Genomic DNA, 18,395 nt, shown 5'->3' on the forward strand with positions numbered 1-18,395 from the left:
CTCTATCATATTTTTGCTAAAACCACACTGAGATAACTAAATTTAGTCTTTGTTATATTATTTTCCTTATTATTACAACATATAAGAGAACAGTTTATAAAAAAAAGCGAAAGCAGCAAACATTTTTCACCACTTTCGCTTTATTTGTCATTTACTTGTTATTCTCCCGTTTCCGCAAATCTTTTTATTCTGTCACGAATTTCTTGGCAAACACGTTGGAAGAATGCCCACTTTTCTTCTTCGGTTCCCTCCGCTTTTGCAGGATCATCAAACCCCCAATGCACACGTTTAATATGCGATGGTGTAACAGGGCAATGATCTGCAGCATGACCGCAAAGGGTAACGATGAGATCCGCATGATTTAAAATGTTTGGATCTATCACGTCGGATGTTTGATTAGAAATATCGACTCCGTTTTCTTTCATGACTTTCACTGCGTTGGGGTTCAAACCATGTGCTTCCAAACCCGCACTTTTTACTTCCCACTCTTCATTCAAAAAATACTTAGCCCATCCTTCCGCCATTTGACTTCTACAAGAATTCCCAGTACATAAAAAGTAGATCGTTTTTTTAGACATGTTATTTGCTCCTTTAAGCATTTAAGTATTGTTAATGAATAATCAGCAACCACATATATAGACCAAGTAAAGTGATAAAGAGCGTAGGAATAGTTAAAATTATTCCCGTTTTAAAGTAAGTACCCCAAGAAATTTTTACACCTTTTGAAGATAAAACGTGCAGCCATAATAAAGTAGCAAGGGAGCCAATCGGTGTAATTTTAGGGCCCAAGTCAGAACCAATGACATTGGCATAAACAAGTGCTTCCTTTATCACACCACTAGTGTTAGTATCTGCAATCGCAAGCGCATCAATCATGACGGTTGGCATATTGTTCATCAATGAAGATAAAATCGCGGCGATAAAGCCCATTCCTAAAGTAGCAGCAAACAAACCTTGATCTGCTACTCCCTGTATCACGTCTGTTAACACACTCGTTAAGCCTACGTTTCGCAAACTGTACACAACCACGTACATACCGATGGAAAAAAACACAATAGCCCATGGTGCTCCTTTTATTACTGCTTTTGTGTTCACTACAGCACTTCTTTTTGCCATAAAAAGAAAGAAAATAGCCACGATACCCGCGATAAGAGAAACAGGAACGCCAACAAATTCACTAGCAAAATATCCGATAAGTAATATACCGAGAACGATCCATGATAATCGAAACATCTTTTGATCCCGAATCGCTTCCGAGGGTTTCTTTAATTGAGATAGGTCGTAGTTTTTAGGAATTTGTTTTCGAAAATATAAAAATAAAACCAGTATGCTTGCACCTAAAGAGAAGAAGTTAGGAATAATCATTCTAGATGCAAACTCAACAAATCCAATACCAAAAAAATCAGCAGATACAATGTTGACCAAGTTACTTACAACGAGAGGCAATGAAGTTGTATCAGCAATAAAACCACTAGCAATAATAAATGGAAACACCATTTTTTCACTAAAGTTTAAATTTCGTACCATGGCGAGAACAATGGGTGTAAGTATTAATGCTGCACCATCGTTAGCAAAAAAAGCCGCTACTATTGCTCCAAGCATACTGACGTAAACAAACATTTTCAAGCCGTTCCCTTTGGCTGCTCTTGCCATATGCAATGCAGACCATTCAAAAAAGCCTATTTCATCTAAAATAAGCGAAATTATAATGATTGCAATAAACGCTAACGTCGCGTTCCAAACAATCATCGTCACATCCAATACATCACTCATATCCACCACACCGACAATAAGCGCTAACATAGCGCCACCACATGCAGACCAGCCAATCGACAGTCCTTTCGGCTGCCAAATAACAAAGGTGAGTGTGAGGATGAAGATAGCTGACGCTAATATTACTGATGTCATTTATCATTCCTCCATTTAGTCACAAGAAACTCGTAGCCCCTGTTCTTCTAATTCTTTTATGCGATAATCTTGATCTGGCACGTGCTGAAGTATATGTTGGACTAATGTGAAGTATGGGCTATTTGGGTTCAAAGCATAAATCATCCATTGTCCTTTTCTCGTTTCTTTCACAATACCTGCATCTTTTAGTTTTCGCAGATGCTGGCTGATAGCTGGTTGACTTGCATGGAACACAGCAACAAACTCGCAAACACAATAATCATGCGATTCCAACATTTTTACCATTGTCAATCTTGTTTGATCCCCTAAGAGTTTTAGTATACTCGCAGCGTTCTCCATTTCCATTGTCGTTTCTATCAACATAAAACACCTCCTACATGCACGTATTAGCCAATTTTCACATCAACATATAAGTATTAGATTATATAATAATTTACTTATATATAATATGCCAGTGTTTAGCGTATTGTCAATTCCACATTACGTTATGTTATGTTATGTCATCATCATAATCTATATATAACATCACTGACGTCTCGTACATTACTTAGATGTGATTTTCATGTATGACTTTACTTTTACCATATATTTTTTAAACAAAATGCCCAAATCTAGACTACTGCCCAATCACTTATGATGCCGGAGCATACTATACTCTATAAATCAAGGTATTAAAGTCCAAATATAAGAAAGATGGTGTAGTATCATGGCTAACAAAACCGTAGTAAATTCCCTTCCAGATATCCCTGAGTTGGGTAAAGGAACACCTAATTTTTGTAACTTTATAAAAGATAACGTCGTTTTTCAAAAAGCAAATGATCCCAATACAGCAATTTTTTCGATTGAAAACACGCAGCAACCATCCATGGTTGGTGGTGCTGTCGCGCTATTTCAACTGGGGGACGGTATTCGTGAACCACATTGGCATCCTAATGCGTGGCAACTCACTTATCTCTTGCAAGGAAAAGCAGAAACTTCCATATTAGACCCTACTACAAATCGAGTCGTTAAATGTATGCTAGATAAACCAGGCATGACCGCCTTTGTTAACATGGGGTGGTTGCACTGGACAAATGGCTTGGAAAAAGATACTCAATTGTTACTCTTCTTCAACAACACGTTCCAAACACAAAACGCTTCCACCTTATACCTCAACGTAGATGCTAGCGTCTGGAACGAAAGCTTAGACTTTGATCCTAATGTCTATAACACACTAATACAACCACTTGTCAACTCGAAACAAATACCTGTCGTTATTGGTCCTCCTGTTCCTTGTTAAGGGTACATGAACCTTTTCTGATCCCTATATACCGAGTCTCATGATTGCACAAGCATAAATGAGACCCTTTAATAAACAGACACTTAACATTTAACATTGCTTAAATATTAACTGTCTGTTATTATTGTTTTATAGGTTATATTTGGAAGGAAGGAAATAACGTTGAATAATCGTGATCACTTGCTAAGTCAAATGATACAATTGGATAACCGACTAAGAGATTTATTTACGAGAAATTTCGAACATGTATTACAAGATTACGCGGAAATGACTTCTAGAGAATCTATATTACTAGATTTATTACACCGTCATAAAAAGATGACCATTAGTGAGATTGCAGAAAACTTCTCAATAACAGCAAGTGCAGCGAGTCAATTAGTAAAAAAAATGGAACAATCTCATTACTTAAAAAGAGAAATTAATTTAAATAATCGTCGAGAAATTTTCGTTTCACTAGATCATAAAGGAATGAAGTTCAATCGCGATTTAGATGATTTTCACTTAAGCATATATAATAAATATTATGCTGTTCTATCTGAAAAGGATATAGAATTACTCATAAGCTTGAATAAAAAAATACTAGAGTATGGTTTGAAAATACAACAAACAGAGAATACAGATGAGGCGTAATACAACAAAGGAATCATATTATTCATTTTGAATTAGAAATGTTTAAGCATCTAAAGCATCTATTTACAACATTTCTTTTATTTTATTTAATACTTAAGTAAAATTAAATATTAAATATAATATAAATTTTATGTGATTTAAATCTTTATATACATTTGGCTTTTACCAGTTTGATATCATTTTATCTATACATAGGAGAGGATACGTATGCAGCAGCTGATGAAAAACAGAGTGTTTATCATTTTAATGGCATCGGATGTATTACAGAATATAGGCATCTGGATTAGAAATATGGCACTACTTTATTTTGTTTTAGAAAAAACAAATGCCGATCCTGTTGCGAATTCATTGTTACTCGTCATGGAATACGCACCCATTTTTATTTTTTCCATTATAGGTGGTGCACTTGCAGATCGATGGCGCCCAAAACGTACGATGATATGGGGGGATATTTTAAGTTTTCTATCTATTTTAGTTATTATATTTATTTTAGAGATGAATATATGGCAAGCCGTTTTTGCAGCCACGTTCATATCAGCAATTGTATCCCAATTTTCTCAACCTTCTTCATTAAAGTTAATTAAAGATCATGTTCCTGAAGAACATACGCAAGCAGCGGTTGCTATTAGTCAAATGAACATGTCACTATTTTTCATTCTTGGCCCTATTGTTGGAACATTATTTTATCAGACATTTGGATTAATGTTTTCACTTCAAATTTTATTAGTTATTTTTGCTTTGTCTGCTATCACTTTAACTTTCTTACCAAAGTCTAAACCTATACAGCATAAGGTTTCTCAACCTATATGGGGAGACTTGAAAGATGGATTTAAATATATTCAACAGCACCGACATTTGAAAACACTAATGTTAATGTACTCTATCTTAGCTATTGGTGCAGGACTAACCACTCCTCTCGAAGTATTTATCATCATCGATCGATTATCTTTACCAAAGGAAAACTTGCAGTGGTTTGCGGCTATCGGAGGTTTTGGTATGCTAGTTGGGGGGATTTATGCAGCCATAAAACCAGTACGTAAAGAAAAGTTTCATCGCTTCATTTTTGCAAGTTTTTTTATTCTATGTATTGGAACGATCATTGAAGTATTATCTATTTGGCCATTATTAACTGGAAGTATGCGTTGGTTAACATCTTTTTTCTTAGCCGTCGCTAGTACCATCATTGCTACCTTATTTATCACCAGCATTGATCAATCTTATGTTGGACGTGTTAACGGAATTATCACACCTCTTTATAGCGGTTTTTTATTGTTAGGAACTTCGTTAGCAGGTATTTACATGAAATCTACTTCTTTAATTGTTGTATTTATCACCGCAGCTATTTTCTTTTTGATTGCATCTGTTGTTAGTCTAAGGTTGAGTTTTCCTGAAAAGAGTAATAAAAGCATGAGATCGGAAGCTTGAATAGACAATATAACGATAACCCTGTAGCCCATTTTTTTGGAAGTTACAGGGTTATATACTGCATGCTATCTTTTTCTTTTTAACTTCATTCTTGCTCTACGTTCCATCTTTCTTAAGACGGAGAATGGGATTCTCTTATTAACAACTCTCCCATTTTCATCGAAAGTCTGAACAAGAAAGCTGTTTTTATTTTTGTTTTTAAGATTTGTAAATTTAAATGTTTTGATTGATATTTTATTTTTTTTCGGAACACTAATGATTGACATCTGAACATTTTTACTTGGTGTATATCTCAAACCACCTTCAGGCCTGACACTTATATCTGCATTTGTAACATAAGAAAATCCTACACATGCATTTTCAAGTATAGCAACAATTTGACAAAATGTGCAGTTACCACCACATGGACGGCCAGTTATGGGATTACAATTATCGCCACAAGGGTCATCGGTTACAGAAACCTGTTTTAACGTGATCGTTCTCTTACATATCTCAATACCTCTTCTTCCCATCAATACACCTCCTGTTATGTTATATGAAAGATTACATTATTTTTCCTGTGCAAATGCCATAGATAATCTTATAATCGAAATTTTTTTATATTAGCAATAAATCTCATTAGTCGAACAGCCTTCCACTTTCTATGAATAGAGCAAAATAACAGTTGTCATACATGCAGCTTTGCAGACATAGTTTTATGTATATAAGCCAAAGAAAAACTAGTTTTCCGCCTCAGGAGAGCAATGTTTTTTTGTAAGCGCTTAACAAAGGAGGGTTACGTTTGTTTATTCTTTTTAAGAAGAAATTTTTTTGGGTTGGACTTATTTTTTTAGTTGCTGCTTTGTTTGTATTTTCCGTTGGAGAGTTAGGTTCTACTGTCAATCCAAAACCGAAAGACGTTCCTGTTGCAATTGTCAATCTGGATCAAAGTGTAGAAACACAACTAGGGCCAGTACATATGGGAGAGATGATTACACAAGGTTTGACACAAGAAATGCTACCTAATGGAATGTCGTCCCCTTACACATGGACGGTGTTAGACAGTGAAGCGGAAGCATTAGAAGCAATGGATAACAAAGAATATTACGCTGCCATTATTTTACCTAACTCACTGAGCGCCACATTGCTTACGATGCAAACAGAACAGCCGCAACAAGCACAGGCTACTTTTTACATTAACGAAGGGTTGAATACAACGGCTGCTACCGTAAACGAAACCATTTTTTCACAACTATTTGAAGGTGTGAATATGAACATTCGAGGCACGACGCTACAAGGATTTCAGCAGTTTGGCTTAGAATCTGTATCTTTTGCACATGTAGAAGCACTGGCTGAGCCAATTATATGGAATGTAGAGAAGGTAGCACCTGTAGGCAGTAACAGTGCTAAAGGACACGCACCAATTGCACTTACGTATTTAGCATGGCTTGGTGCATTATCGATTGGCACTATGTTTTACTTTCTTTATAGATCTAAAGATGGGATAGTACAGCGATCTAATCTTAGCGGACTTAAAGTGAATGTAAGTGAATGGTTAGGCGGTCTGTTAGCTTCTATTTTGACTGGCTTTACTATTCTTCTATTTACAGAAGGTATGCTAGGATTGGCCGTAACAAGCACCTGGGAAACGGGTCTTTTATTGAGCATGATTGTATTCTTCTACTATCTCCTTCACACGACGATGATCAAATATTTAGGATGGAGCGCCATTGCTTTAAACTTACTGCTCTTCTTAGCTGCTATCCCGATCTTGCAATTACCACCTGAATTTTTACCAGAATTATCTCAAACTTTCTTGTATTCTTGGATCCCACTTCGCTTCGGTATGGAAGCACTAATAGAAACTTTTTATTTTGAACAAGGATTTGCCTTCGGCACACCAATGATCATTCTATCTTGTATTGGATTAGGTAGTTTATTGCTTATGGCTTCATCTTCCTACATCTTACCACGCAACAAAAAAGAAACGATGTACAACGAAAAAGCCTAATTATGAAGTGAAAAATAAGGTGAAAGACAGCTCCATATTCTGTATTGAAGTTAAAATGAAAAGAAAAACGAGTACTGATATTTATTCAGCACTCGTTTTTTTGATATTTTTTTTGATCGATAGCGTTAATGTTTTTAGTCATGACGTTTTTGTTTTAAACCATCAGGTCTATGTGTTGAGTCATAACGGTTATTAAAAGACAGGTACAAACTTACCTTCACCGTTCTCTTCAAAGTATTTTTTCACTTCATCAGAGTTCAATGCTTCAGCTAATTTTTTGATTGCTTCATTCTCTTTGTTATCTTCTCTCGTTACTAATATGTTAACGTATGGTGAATTTGCATCTTCTTCAAAAAACAATGCATCTTCCATCGGTGCCAAATCAATTTCAACCACAAAGTTTGTATTGATGATAGCCAAATCTACCTCAGCCAACGTTCTTGGTAACATCGCAGCTTCTAATTCTTTTATATCATAATTTTTTTCATTCGTTTCAATATCTTTCAGTGTTGCACTTACTCCAGCATCTTCAGCTAATGTGATCAAACCATTTTTCTCTAACAATGCTAATGCACGACCTTGATTCGTCAAATCGTTCGGAATAGCAATCGTTGCCCCTTCTTCTAATTCATCGATGGATTCAATGTTATTAGAGTAAGCACCAAGTGGTTCAATATGCACCCCTGCAACTTCAACTAACGTCTCACTATGATCTTCATTGAACTGTGCTAAGTATGGACGATGTTGAAAGAAGTTTGCATCTAGCTGTTGTTCTACTAATTGAGTGTTAGGCAATACGTAGTCGTTGAATTGTTTAATATCCAACTCAACACCTTGCTCTGCTAATATCGGTTTTACTACTTCTAAAATTTCTGCATGTGGTACAGGTGTCGCACCAACTACTAACGTGACTACTTCTTCCTCATTACTACCTGCATTATTTGATGCAGTGCCCTCTTCGTTGTCCTCTTGTCCACAAGCCGCTAAACTAAAGGCGAAAACCACCGCAAGTAAAGTTAATACATATTTTTTCATTTTTCTCTCTCCCCTTTTTCTTTGTATGAAAATGTCTTGTTTATATAAAAATCCTATTTGCGAGTAAATCGTAAAACTAATCGATCCCCTAACATTTGTAGGATTTGAACAAGTACGATAATAATAAATACCGTGATTAGCATGACTTCTGTATCGAAACGCTGATAACCATAACGAATGGCTAAATCGCCTAATCCGCCTCCACCAATAATACCTGACATAGCGGTGTACGAAACTAACGTAACCACTGTAATTGTAATACCAGCAATTAATCCAGGTCTGGACTCTGGCAACAACACTCGCCATATAATCTGATTTGGTGAAGCTCCCATCGCTTGAGCTGCTTCAATGACACCTTTATCTACTTCTCGTAAAGAGGTTTCCACTAATCGAGCAAAGAAAGGTGCTGCCGCAATGACAAGCGGTGGAATTGTACCTCTCACCCCAATGGAAGTGCCGACTATAAACCTAGTGACCTCTATAAGCATAATCATTAAAATAACGAACGGTATGGAACGAAAAATATTAATGACAGTAGATAAAATGGTGTACATCAATTTATTAGATAGTAATTGCCCTTCTGAACATAAAAACACAATGATGCCCAGCGGCAAACCAATCACAATCGTAAAAAGTGTCGATAGGCCTAACATGACTAAGGTGTCTTTTGTCGCCTGTATGATTTCAGGATCAATAAAAAGCTGTATCATTCGCATCCAATCCATTTACAGCACCTCCAATTGTACGTGGTGATCTTGCAGTGATTGAATGGTTCGTTCAAATGAAGCTTGGTCACCAAAAATTTCTACGATCAACTGCCCATACGGCGTTTCTTTTAATCGAGATATAGATCCCTGTAAAATACTAAGCGATACGCCCGTTTCTTTGATGACATCAAAAAGAATCGGTTCGTATGTTTGTTCGCCTCTAAAAGAGATTTTTAATAATTTGCGATCAGCCTGTTGCAGTATGGTGTTCATTTTGTCATCCCCTGTTGTTTCGGCAATCAGCTTTTTCGTGATCTCATGCTTTGGCTGCAACATAATATCAATCACTTTTTCCTCTTCTACCACTTTTCCCATGTCCATAACTGCAACTCTATCGCATATCGCTTGTACCACTTGCATCTCATGCGTGATAATGACGATCGTAAGTTTTAACTTTCGTTGTATATCTAACAAAAGCTCCAATATGGACTGTGTCGTCTGAGGATCTAATGCAGATGTGGCTTCATCACATAATAATACATCTGGCTGGTTTGCTAATGCTCGTGCGATGCCCACCCGCTGCTTTTGCCCACCAGACAATTGAGAAGGATACTTATTACGATGATCTTCTAATCCCACTAGTTGCAACAATTCATCTACTCTATTTTGTATCATCTTCTTAGGAACTTTATTTAATCGTAACGGAAAAGCAACGTTCTCAAAAATAGTTTTAGAAGAAAGTAGGTTAAAATGCTGAAAGATCATCCCAATCTTTTTTCTTTCTGACTGTAGCTTTGCTGAAGGTAATGCGGTTAAATCTACCCCTCCAATTTCCACTTGCCCTGTGGAAGGTTTTTCTAACAAATTCATACACCGTACCAACGTACTTTTTCCTGCGCCTGAATAGCCGATAATACCGAAAATTTCACCTTTCTTTATACATAAATTAATTTCAGACAACGCATTTACTTTTTTCTTCACAACAATGTATTCTTTAGATACATTTGTAAGATTAATCATGCTGACACCTCAAAACATTGTACTTTTTTTCAATAAAATTCATGAAATATAAAAAAACCCATTTCAAATGAAATAGGTTTAGTATATAAACTCCGCCTATCTCATCTTTCAAAGCAAACATCGCTCTGAAGGAATTGGCACCTTACATTCGCATCTGCGAATAGGTTGCCGGGTTTCATAGGGCCTGTCCCTCCACCACTCTGGATAAGATAATCACATGTATGCAATTTTTAATGAAATAACTATCAATCATTTTCATGAATGATTAGGATTATATACAAAACAAAATCATTAGTCAATGGTTTTTGATCTTTTTTTATTGACAACTTTGCATGAAAAAGTTACCATATGACTAAATGACCGATGAGTACTTATATTGACTAGTTAGTACTACATTGTAGGAGCGATATACATGAATGACAAAGAAATACAAGTCATTGAAACAGCACTTCGTTTTTATGCTGCAAAAGGATACACGCACACTTCTATGAACGAGATTGCTACATCCTGTGGCATATCCAAGGGTTCGTTATACAATATGTTCTCTTCCAAAGAAGCATTATTTGTTACCTGTTTTCAATATTTTAATCAGCTCATGTATGAAAAAGCTTTAGCTATCAAATCCGACTCTAGCTTGTCTCCCAAAGAAATTTTAGTGGAACAACTCAGCATGATTATAGGGAGCATGGTCGAAAGAAAAGTTCTCGTTTCGTTAATGTTAAAAGAGGTGTCATTGAAAGATAAGCAAGAGATTATACCGTTCATGCAGCACATCAAAAAAGAAGTTACGTTATGGCAAAAAGATATGTTGTGTGAAGCCTATGGCAGCTCATTAAGTAAATTTAGCTGGAATGCTATTATTTTTTTGCAAGGCATGCTAAAAGAGTATATTATGGTGCTCATCGAATCTGAATCAACGTGGAAATATGAACAAGCTGCTGCTTTCATTGTGGCACAGCTAGATCATATCATTGAGCAGTTAGAGCAACAATCTTCACCACCACTCATTTCAGAAGACATCATGGAACAATTTCACTCTGGAACTAATCATCATAACGAAGCTACACTAACTTTAGAACAACAATTAGCAAAGGCTACATTGTCACTAAAATCACAGCTTCTTAAATTAAATAAGACAGAATACTTAGACTCATTTCAACTTATAGAAGAAGAAATGCAACAAGCAGAGCCAAGGTCATTTCTCATCAAAGCTTTACTTACATATATGGAACAAGAGCCTGCTATTGCTCAAGAATGGAAACATTTCAAGTCTGTTACGAATGAGTGGTTAACAAAAAAAACCACATCATAATAAATACAACATTTTGATGAGGAGGAAGCATGGATCAGTTAAATCAAAAACAAAAAGTTACCATCATGATTGCTATCATGTCCGCCATGTTTTTTGCAACGGTGAACATGACAATTGTTGGCACTTCACTACCCAGAATCGTAGAAAGTATAGGTGGCATCGAGTATTTTGACTGGGTATTTACAACGTATATGCTCACATCTACTATTGCTGCAATGCTTGTTGGAAAATTGTCAGATATATACGGCAGAAAAATATTAATTCTTATTGGTATTTGCATTTTTACCGTAGGTTCTTTTTTATGTGGAACATCTTCTGCCATTGTAGAACTTATTTTATATCGAGGTATTCAAGGCTTAGGAGCTGGAATGATTATGTCAGCTGCTATTGCAACGGTAGGAGATTTATTCGTACCGCGTGAACGGGGTCGTTGGCAAGGTATGTTAGGAGCTGTATTCGGTTTATCTAGTTTAATAGGACCAACTTTAGGTGGTTACATCGTGGATCATTTCGATTGGTACTGGGTTTTCTGGGTCTTCTTACCACTAGGTATTCTTGCTTTTATTATGATTCTTTCTCTTTATCCAACATTTACAAGAACAGGGGCAAAAGAAAAAGTAGATTATGTTGGTTCCTTGTTACTCAGTATGGTGATTGTATCGTTATTACTTGGATTTACTTGGGCAGGAAAGCAATATGATTGGGTTTCCTTTCCTATTATAGGTCTATTCTCTATGTCTTTGTTTTCCTTAATAGCATTTATTATTGTGGAACAAAAAGTTGAAAGTCCTATTTTACCATTGTATTTATTCAAAAATAGCGTGTTTACCGTATCCAATACAGTAGGTTTTTTTCTTGGGATGGGTTTATTTGGCACTATCATTTATGTCCCTTTTTACATTCAAGGTGTACTAGGTAAATCAGCAACGACTTCTGGTTTTATTCAAATGACCATGACCATTTCAATGGTTATCGTGAGTATCATCATCGGTATTCTCATTTCAAAAACAGGGAAATATAAAGCTTTTGCTATTATTGGATTTTTGATTATGGCAATAGGGTTATACTTCACCTCCGCTTTTGAATTACAGACCCCGCTATGGCAAGTCATTGTCGTATTGACGGTCATTGGGATTGGGATTGGGATGAACATGCCCGTTTTCAATATTACGGTCCAAAATGCGGTCAGTCATAAATACCTTGGTGTTGCTACTTCTGCTATGCAAACATTTAGACAAATTGGGGGTACTATTGGTGTCGCCATCTTAGGGAATATTATGGCTAATCAAATGAGCAGCCAATTATCGAGCAACATGAGTAATGTGCCAACAACAAATGAGGAATTACCAGCAGCGTTTACTGTATTGAACAGCCCTCAAGCGTTGATGAATCCAGAACAGTTAGCTGATGTTCGTGCGACATTGCCTTCCTCATTCGTATCGCAATTTGATCAACTTGTGTTGGTGTTGAAAGCATCTTTAAATGATGCCTTAGCTTACGTATTCATTGCTGGTACACTGTTTGTCATTATTGCAGGTGTCATTACATTCTTTCTCAAAGAAATTCCACTACGAACTTCCAATAGAGAAGAGCAGGAACCTGTCAACAACAATACGCCATTAAAAAAACAGCTCACCCCTATGGAAGAAAGCTGATCATTGAACTTTTTCACATGAAAATATAACATGTAATGAGATCCATAACGAAGAGAGAAGCAAGCGGGGATTTAAGGAAATACCCCCTCTTACTTCTCTCTTTCCCATTTCATCATGATTTATCTGCTCTCATCGTATCTCGAAGTTGTCTCCAGCTTATTAATTTAATATTTTCGTCCCTTAACACTTGTTTGAATTGTTCATCTTCCAATACTAGCCTTTCGTAATCTCTTTTATTGTAATGCGGGTTTACCTCTTTCCATTCTTCCGTAATGATAGCAGGATGAAAAATAAATTCTGTAATGCCTGGCTTGACATTTTTTATGAGTTGAATAAATTCATTTCTCACTGTCTCATACGTATCCTCTTGTTTATGTTGATACTGAACACCGTACAAGTAATCTAAGATGACAATACCTAACTGATCCGCCATCGTCGTTATTTGCTTTATTTCCTCTTCAACTTTAGGAGGGAGAGATCTGACAAATAAATGTTCAAAATGACGTGGGAAGCGAAACGGAAGTTGAAATTTCAAACAAATTTCAAATATAGAAGCTATAAAATGTTTACCAGTATGTAGTCCATAAACGGAACCCATGTGGTTATCTAGGTGGGTGATATCCAATCCCCATTCTAAAGCGCGTTCCACTTGAGCAACTAACTCCAGCTTTACTTCTTCCTCTTTTGCCATGTTTTCCAGTTGTTCTGTTGTTGTAGGAAAATATCCGTCTGGAGTTGTTAAAGAAGTTAAGTTACTGTGAAGTGGTCCCCATTTATATTTATCCCATTCATTAGTTAATGTTAAATGTACACCTATATCATATTGTGGATGTTCAACAGCCCACTGAGCAGCTTGTTTTGCCCATGGACACGGTACCATTAACGTTGACGAGGAAATATGATGATTTAAAAATAAAGATTGAATTGCTTGATTATTAGCATAGCTCATTCCAAAATCATCTGCATTAAAGATAACATACTTGTCATTTGCCTTTCTTTCACTTAACAGATGCATACTGACTCTCCTCCCTGTAATGAACATTTGTTGTTAGCGCTTTATAAGTCACCTATGTAACGTTTACATCTTGATGAAAAAAAGAAGAGCATCAATGATATACTCTTCTTTTTCCATTATAGCATCTCACGAAATGTGGTTACAGTGATCATAACAAATAACAAAAGTAACAACAACGTGGCTAAGTGAATATTTTTTTACTGTGACATGATGGTTCACACATTTATTTTTGTTTTTTCGTTACTTTTTTCTTCTTCTTCCCTTAACTCTCTCCGCAGTACTTTTCCTACTAATGATTTTGGTAAATCGTCTTTAATTTCATACTGTTTTGGCACTTTGAAATTAGCTAATTTTTCTCGACACCATTCATCCAGTTCTGAAGATGTAAGGGGTTCAGTTGGAACGATATATGCTTTCACCATTTCACCCCAATATTCGTCTGGCACTCCGATGACAGCAGCTTCATTTACTTTAGGATGCTCATACAATACTTCCTCAATATCACGAGGATAAATATTCATACCACCGGAAATAATCATATCTTTCTTCCGATCTACGATAGCAAAGAACCCTTCTTCATCCATCGTTGCCATATCCCCTGTATAAAGCCAGCCATCCTTCAGTACTTTGTCTGTTTCGTCTTTTCGGTTCCAGTATCCCTTCATAACTTGAGGCCCTTTAATAATCAGCTCCCCTATTTCACCTAGAGGTACTTCCTCCCCCGTTTCAGAGTCTACTACCTTCGCATCCGTATTTGGAAAAGGAATACCAATGCTACCAATTTTGCGATATCCTTCTACTAAATTGCCGTGCGCAATAGGAGAGGTTTCTGTAAGACCGTACCCTTCGATTAATTTCCCTTTTGTTATGCTTTCAAATTTTTCTTGTAAAGCTACCGGCAGGGCAGCGGAACCACTTAAGCATATTTTAATGGAAGATAAATCATACTGACTTACTTTAGGATGATGCACGATTGCATTATACATCGTTGGTGCACCTGGGAATATCGTTGCTTTCATTTTATGAATATATTTTAACACTTCATCTGGATCAAACTTCGGAAATAGTAGAAGCTTCCCTCCACCTAAAAAAGCTTTGTTTAGTAGCGTAGTTAAACCAAATACATGGAAAAATGGTAGGACGCCAACGTATATTTCTTCACCATACTCCTCCGAAATGGACCACTTTTGTGCTTGGTACGTATTCGCAACAATATTATAATGGGTGAGCATAACGCCTTTAGAAACTCCCGTAGTCCCGCCCGTGTACTGCAATAATGCTATTTCATTTTCCGCATCTACTTCTTCTAATATTTTACTAGTAGAAGAGGCACTCATTAACTTCTCAAATGAAACGATCTTGTCATCATACTGCACATTTAAATCGAAACCATCTTTCTTCGCTTTGATCGGATAGAGTACATTTTTAGGAAATGGCAATGCATGTTTCATGGATGTAACTAACACTTTTTCTAACATCGTATGTGGCAATACTTTCTGTGCTTTTTTGCTTAAAATATCTAATGTTACTAATATTTTTGCTCCACTATCTTTAAATTGATGAATCATCTCTTTTTCTTTATATAGTGGATTGGTCATGACCACCACGGAACCTGCCATTAACGTACCATAGTATGCTGCTACCAGTTGTGGGCAGTTGGGAAGCATAATAGCAACCCTTTCCCCTTTTTTAACACCTAAATCTCTAATCAGATTAGCAAATCGGTAGCAATCTTCCAATATTTTTTTATACGTCGTGTCTTTACCTAAAAAGTGTAATGCAGTTTTATCTGATAACTTTTTTTCCGAATCCACGATAAAAGATGCAATATTGTGCTTAGGAAATTCATATTGTGGTTTTATTTCCTTTGGATAATGTTGTAACCAAGATTTCGAAGTCAATACATTTGCCTCCCCTCTTATTGTCAACACACTTACACGCAATACTGTTCTTTTTCAATCACTTGCTCTGCAATTTTTCTCTTCATTGCAACCAAATTATCTGGTGTATAGCGCTCCATTTTTCTAACGATAGAAAGTTGTGTATGAAGCATATCTCCCGCTTCCATCGCACTAAGTGCATGTTTACCAATGACGACTGCTGACTCAAATTTTTCTTGGATAAAGCATTGTGTCATGGCAACCGCTAAGTCTGATTTATTTGGATCGCTTGCTAGTTTCTTTTGCGTACGCAACAATGTACTCTCCATGGCATAGATAGCAATAAGCAAGTCACTTAAAGCAGCTAGAGCTTCTTGTTCTTTTTTCAAATCTTCACCGTATTTTTGTGCTGCTAATCCACCTACAACGAGGAATAATTTTTTCAAGTTCGCCACTAAGTACGTTTCTTTTTCTAATGTTCCTTCAAAGATTTGTTGTGAACGGAAACTCATTAATTCACCTTGTAACTCTTGTGCTTTTTGTAGTAAAGGCAATTCACCTTTTAATGCTTTTCTCATTAACGTTGCCGGAATAATCAGACGATTAATCTCATTTGTTCCTTCAAAAATACGATTAATGCGGCAATCTCTGTAAATGCGCTCAATACCGTATTCTTGAATGAATCCAGCTCCGCCATGAATTTGTACGCCTTCATCTACGATGTTTCCAAATGATTCAGAAGCAAAAACTTTATTAATAGAAGATTCTAATGCATACTCCCCAATAGCTTTTGCATTTTGCATTAGGAAGTCCTCTGCATGTTGATCTACTGCAGACAACGATTCATCAATAAGCCCGGATGTGCGATAAAGCATGCTTTCCATGACGTATGTTTTAATGTTCATTTCCGCTAGTTTTCCTTGCATAAGTGGGAATTTAGAAATTGGTCGTTTAAATTGCTCTCTTGTATTCGCAAACTTGGTAGCCAGTGAAATAACTTCTTTACCACCACCTACACAACCAGCAGCTAACTTGTATCTTCCAATATTCAAAATATTAAATGCAATTAAATGTCCTTTTCCTACTTCACCTAATAAATTTTCTTTTGGAACTTTTACATTTTCAAAGAAAATGGGAACTGTAGAGGAACCTTTTATGCCCATTTTTTTCTCTTCAGCACCAATAGAGAATCCTTCCCAGTCTCTTTCTACAATAAAAGCACTGAAATGCTCGCCGTCTACTTTGGCGTATACGATGAAAATGTCTGCAAAGCCACCGTTTGTAATGTATACTTTAGAACCATTTAAAATATAATGTTCTCCATCATCGGATAACACTGCCGTGGATTTTGCAGCTAATGAGTCTGATCCTGATCCAGGTTCTGTTAAGCAGTAAGCAGCAATTTTCTCTGCTGTCACTAAGGAAGGCAAGTATTTTTTCTTTTGTTCTTCGTTACCAAAATAAACAATAGGAAGCGTACCAATACCGTTATGTGCTCCCATCGCTGTAGAGAAGGAAGAAGATTTGACCAAGTTTTCCCCAATGATCGTACAGCTTACTTTATCTAAGCCTAATCCGCCGTATGCTTCCGGAATTTCTGCTCCTAACAAGCCTACTTCCCCTGCTTTTTGAATCAGCTTTCTCAGAAGGTCATAATTAATTTGTTCCAATTCTTCTAAGTGTGGTTCAATCTCACCATTTACAAAATCTTTTACAGTTTGAGCAAACATTTTTTGCTCATCTGTAAAATCCTCTGGTGTGATGATTTCAGATGCTTCAATATCGGATACTATAAATTCTCCACCACGTACTTTTACTTTTTCCATTTCCATCTCTCCTCTTTATCAAATGTATGCTAAAAATATAATTGTAAGCGTTTTCTTTGTATCGTTATTTTAATTACTGCATGAGATTTCAAATCGCTGTCTGATTGTTCTGAAAAAAATGATATGATTTAAAGTCTTGCTCATCTTGAAAATTGTTTGTTGTAGTTCACTGGTGAGAGTGTATCTGTGAGGTTAAAAATTCAAAAATTGACTGGGGTCATAAAGTCATGTTATACCATGTTTACTGTAATTATATGAAAGGGGAAAGACTCCTTAAGGAGTCATTTCCTACATTGTTTTAGGGTTGATGATTTTAAATGTACCTGTTCCTGTTGCTCCTAAATTACCTTCCTCATCGTATAGCTTACATTCTGTTGTTATCATGCTTCTGCTTTGATGAACGACTTCGGAGCGAGCGTAAATCTTACCTTCTTTGAATGGGGCTAAAAACCGCACATCCAAATTAATGGTAACGACATAACGAGATTTTAGCATCGCTACGGCACCCATAGCATCGTCGATTAGTGTAGAAATAACACCACCATGCACGATCCCTAGACCATTGTAATGATCTGGCGTAATGTCTAAGATCATTAACAGTTTGTCGTCTTCTGCTTTCTCAATGTACTGACCAATTTTACCTGTGAATGTTTTCCTAGTGCGTTCGTTGAAGCCTTCGATGAATTGTTCATTATTCTGTACCATTTCTGTGA

Annotated in this window: 17 protein-coding genes and 1 riboswitch; of the genes, 6 read left to right on the forward strand and 11 right to left on the reverse strand. The window is 36.4% G+C overall.

Features of this window, described 5'->3' with window-relative positions:
• Positions 1-158: 158 nt before the first annotated feature.
• Genes arsC through D1Z92_RS02115 form a run of 3 tightly spaced genes read right to left on the reverse strand, consistent with a single transcriptional unit; the run spans position 159 to position 2,271 of the window.
• A complete protein-coding gene (gene arsC, locus D1Z92_RS02105; RefSeq protein ID WP_128893999.1) occupies positions 159-578 on the reverse strand; it encodes an arsenate reductase (thioredoxin) in 420 nt (139 codons plus the stop codon).
• A gap of 31 nt (positions 579-609) precedes the next feature.
• Positions 610-1,908 (reverse strand): arsenic transporter, encoded by a 1,299-nt coding sequence (locus tag D1Z92_RS02110; protein ID WP_128894000.1) that lies wholly within the window; start codon positions 1,906-1,908, stop codon positions 610-612.
• Between the two features lie 15 nt (positions 1,909-1,923).
• On the reverse strand, positions 1,924-2,271 hold the full coding sequence (locus tag D1Z92_RS02115) for an ArsR/SmtB family transcription factor (protein ID WP_370741193.1): 348 nt from the start codon (positions 2,269-2,271) through the stop codon (positions 1,924-1,926).
• A gap of 343 nt (positions 2,272-2,614) precedes the next feature.
• Here D1Z92_RS02115 and D1Z92_RS02120 point away from each other — a divergent pair, with 343 nt between their 5' ends.
• From D1Z92_RS02120 to D1Z92_RS02130, 3 genes are all read left to right on the forward strand, one after another.
• Positions 2,615-3,187 carry a cupin domain-containing protein gene (locus D1Z92_RS02120; RefSeq protein ID WP_128894001.1) on the forward strand — a complete coding sequence of 191 codons (573 nt, stop codon included), beginning with the start codon at positions 2,615-2,617 and terminating at the stop codon, positions 3,185-3,187.
• A gap of 162 nt (positions 3,188-3,349) precedes the next feature.
• Positions 3,350-3,817 carry a MarR family winged helix-turn-helix transcriptional regulator gene (locus D1Z92_RS02125; RefSeq protein WP_128894002.1) on the forward strand — a complete coding sequence of 156 codons (468 nt, stop codon included), beginning with the start codon at positions 3,350-3,352 and terminating at the stop codon, positions 3,815-3,817.
• 207 nt (positions 3,818-4,024) lie between these two features.
• A complete protein-coding gene (locus D1Z92_RS02130) occupies positions 4,025-5,242 on the forward strand; it encodes an MFS transporter (RefSeq protein WP_128894003.1) in 1,218 nt (405 codons plus the stop codon).
• Between the two features lie 65 nt (positions 5,243-5,307).
• On the opposite strand, the gene D1Z92_RS02135 is transcribed toward D1Z92_RS02130, so the two are convergent.
• A complete protein-coding gene (locus tag D1Z92_RS02135) occupies positions 5,308-5,754 on the reverse strand; it encodes a hypothetical protein (RefSeq protein ID WP_128894004.1) in 447 nt (148 codons plus the stop codon).
• A gap of 269 nt (positions 5,755-6,023) precedes the next feature.
• On the opposite strand from D1Z92_RS02135, the gene D1Z92_RS02140 reads away from it, so the two are divergent.
• Positions 6,024-7,232 carry a YhgE/Pip domain-containing protein gene (locus D1Z92_RS02140; RefSeq protein WP_128894005.1) on the forward strand — a complete coding sequence of 403 codons (1,209 nt, stop codon included), beginning with the start codon at positions 6,024-6,026 and terminating at the stop codon, positions 7,230-7,232.
• Between the two features lie 192 nt (positions 7,233-7,424).
• On the opposite strand, the gene D1Z92_RS02145 is transcribed toward D1Z92_RS02140, so the two are convergent.
• Genes D1Z92_RS02145 through D1Z92_RS02155 form a run of 3 tightly spaced genes read right to left on the reverse strand, consistent with a single transcriptional unit; the run spans position 7,425 to position 9,994 of the window.
• Positions 7,425-8,267 carry a MetQ/NlpA family ABC transporter substrate-binding protein gene (locus tag D1Z92_RS02145; protein WP_128894006.1) on the reverse strand — a complete coding sequence of 281 codons (843 nt, stop codon included), beginning with the start codon at positions 8,265-8,267 and terminating at the stop codon, positions 7,425-7,427.
• Between the two features lie 53 nt (positions 8,268-8,320).
• Positions 8,321-8,992, reverse strand: coding sequence for a methionine ABC transporter permease (locus D1Z92_RS02150; protein ID WP_128894007.1), 672 nt, complete (start codon positions 8,990-8,992; stop codon positions 8,321-8,323).
• Positions 8,993-9,994 (reverse strand): methionine ABC transporter ATP-binding protein, encoded by a 1,002-nt coding sequence (locus D1Z92_RS02155; RefSeq protein WP_128894008.1) that lies wholly within the window; start codon positions 9,992-9,994, stop codon positions 8,993-8,995.
• 98 nt (positions 9,995-10,092) lie between these two features.
• Positions 10,093-10,205: riboswitch (SAM riboswitch) on the reverse strand.
• Positions 10,206-10,406: 201 nt separating this feature from the next.
• On the opposite strand from D1Z92_RS02155, the gene D1Z92_RS02160 reads away from it, so the two are divergent.
• Both D1Z92_RS02160 and D1Z92_RS02165 read left to right on the forward strand, forming a co-directional pair.
• Entirely contained in the window at positions 10,407-11,306 is a 900-nt protein-coding gene (locus tag D1Z92_RS02160; protein WP_128894009.1) for a TetR/AcrR family transcriptional regulator, read from the forward strand.
• Positions 11,307-11,335: 29 nt separating this feature from the next.
• Positions 11,336-12,961, forward strand: a complete 1,626-nt coding sequence (locus D1Z92_RS02165) for an MDR family MFS transporter (protein ID WP_128894010.1) — start codon at positions 11,336-11,338, stop codon at positions 12,959-12,961.
• Positions 12,962-13,073: 112 nt separating this feature from the next.
• Here D1Z92_RS02165 and D1Z92_RS02170 read toward each other — a convergent pair whose 3' ends face one another.
• The 4 genes from D1Z92_RS02170 to D1Z92_RS02185 form a co-directional block, all read right to left on the reverse strand.
• Complete coding sequence (locus D1Z92_RS02170) at positions 13,074-13,976, reverse strand: polysaccharide deacetylase family protein (protein ID WP_164931408.1); 903 nt, start codon at positions 13,974-13,976, stop codon at positions 13,074-13,076.
• 215 nt (positions 13,977-14,191) lie between these two features.
• Complete coding sequence (locus D1Z92_RS02175) at positions 14,192-15,877, reverse strand: long-chain-fatty-acid--CoA ligase (RefSeq protein WP_128894012.1); 1,686 nt, start codon at positions 15,875-15,877, stop codon at positions 14,192-14,194.
• A 32-nt stretch (positions 15,878-15,909) separates the two neighbouring features.
• Positions 15,910-17,688 (reverse strand): acyl-CoA dehydrogenase FadE, encoded by a 1,779-nt coding sequence (locus D1Z92_RS02180; protein ID WP_370741194.1) that lies wholly within the window; start codon positions 17,686-17,688, stop codon positions 15,910-15,912.
• A gap of 282 nt (positions 17,689-17,970) precedes the next feature.
• Entirely contained in the window at positions 17,971-18,387 is a 417-nt protein-coding gene (locus tag D1Z92_RS02185) for a PaaI family thioesterase (protein WP_128894014.1), read from the reverse strand.
• Between the last annotated feature and the right edge of the window lie 8 nt (positions 18,388-18,395).

The organism is Longirhabdus pacifica (genome assembly GCF_004115085.1).
Classification (GTDB): domain Bacteria; phylum Bacillota; class Bacilli; order Paenibacillales; family DSM-105158; genus Longirhabdus; species Longirhabdus pacifica.

Excerpts from the sequence above, each read along its gene's own strand:
- arsC (WP_128893999.1), bottom strand. The coding sequence starts at position 578 with ATGTCTAAAAAAACGATCTACTTTTTATGTACTGGGAATTCTTGTAGA.
- D1Z92_RS02110 (WP_128894000.1), bottom strand. The coding sequence starts at position 1,908 with ATGACATCAGTAATATTAGCGTCAGCTATCTTCATCCTCACACTCACC.
- D1Z92_RS02115 (WP_370741193.1), bottom strand. The coding sequence starts at position 2,271 with ATGTTGATAGAAACGACAATGGAAATGGAGAACGCTGCGAGTATACTA.
- D1Z92_RS02120 (WP_128894001.1), top strand. The coding sequence starts at position 2,615 with ATGGCTAACAAAACCGTAGTAAATTCCCTTCCAGATATCCCTGAGTTG.
- D1Z92_RS02130 (WP_128894003.1), top strand. The coding sequence starts at position 4,025 with ATGCAGCAGCTGATGAAAAACAGAGTGTTTATCATTTTAATGGCATCG.
- D1Z92_RS02135 (WP_128894004.1), bottom strand. The coding sequence starts at position 5,754 with ATGGGAAGAAGAGGTATTGAGATATGTAAGAGAACGATCACGTTAAAA.
- D1Z92_RS02145 (WP_128894006.1), bottom strand. The coding sequence starts at position 8,267 with ATGAAAAAATATGTATTAACTTTACTTGCGGTGGTTTTCGCCTTTAGT.
- D1Z92_RS02150 (WP_128894007.1), bottom strand. The coding sequence starts at position 8,992 with ATGGATTGGATGCGAATGATACAGCTTTTTATTGATCCTGAAATCATA.
- D1Z92_RS02155 (WP_128894008.1), bottom strand. The coding sequence starts at position 9,994 with ATGATTAATCTTACAAATGTATCTAAAGAATACATTGTTGTGAAGAAA.
- D1Z92_RS02160 (WP_128894009.1), top strand. The coding sequence starts at position 10,407 with ATGAATGACAAAGAAATACAAGTCATTGAAACAGCACTTCGTTTTTAT.
- D1Z92_RS02165 (WP_128894010.1), top strand. The coding sequence starts at position 11,336 with ATGGATCAGTTAAATCAAAAACAAAAAGTTACCATCATGATTGCTATC.
- D1Z92_RS02170 (WP_164931408.1), bottom strand. The coding sequence starts at position 13,976 with ATGCATCTGTTAAGTGAAAGAAAGGCAAATGACAAGTATGTTATCTTT.
- D1Z92_RS02180 (WP_370741194.1), bottom strand. The coding sequence starts at position 17,688 with ATGGAAATGGAAAAAGTAAAAGTACGTGGTGGAGAATTTATAGTATCC.
- D1Z92_RS02185 (WP_128894014.1), bottom strand. The coding sequence starts at position 18,387 with ATGGTACAGAATAATGAACAATTCATCGAAGGCTTCAACGAACGCACT.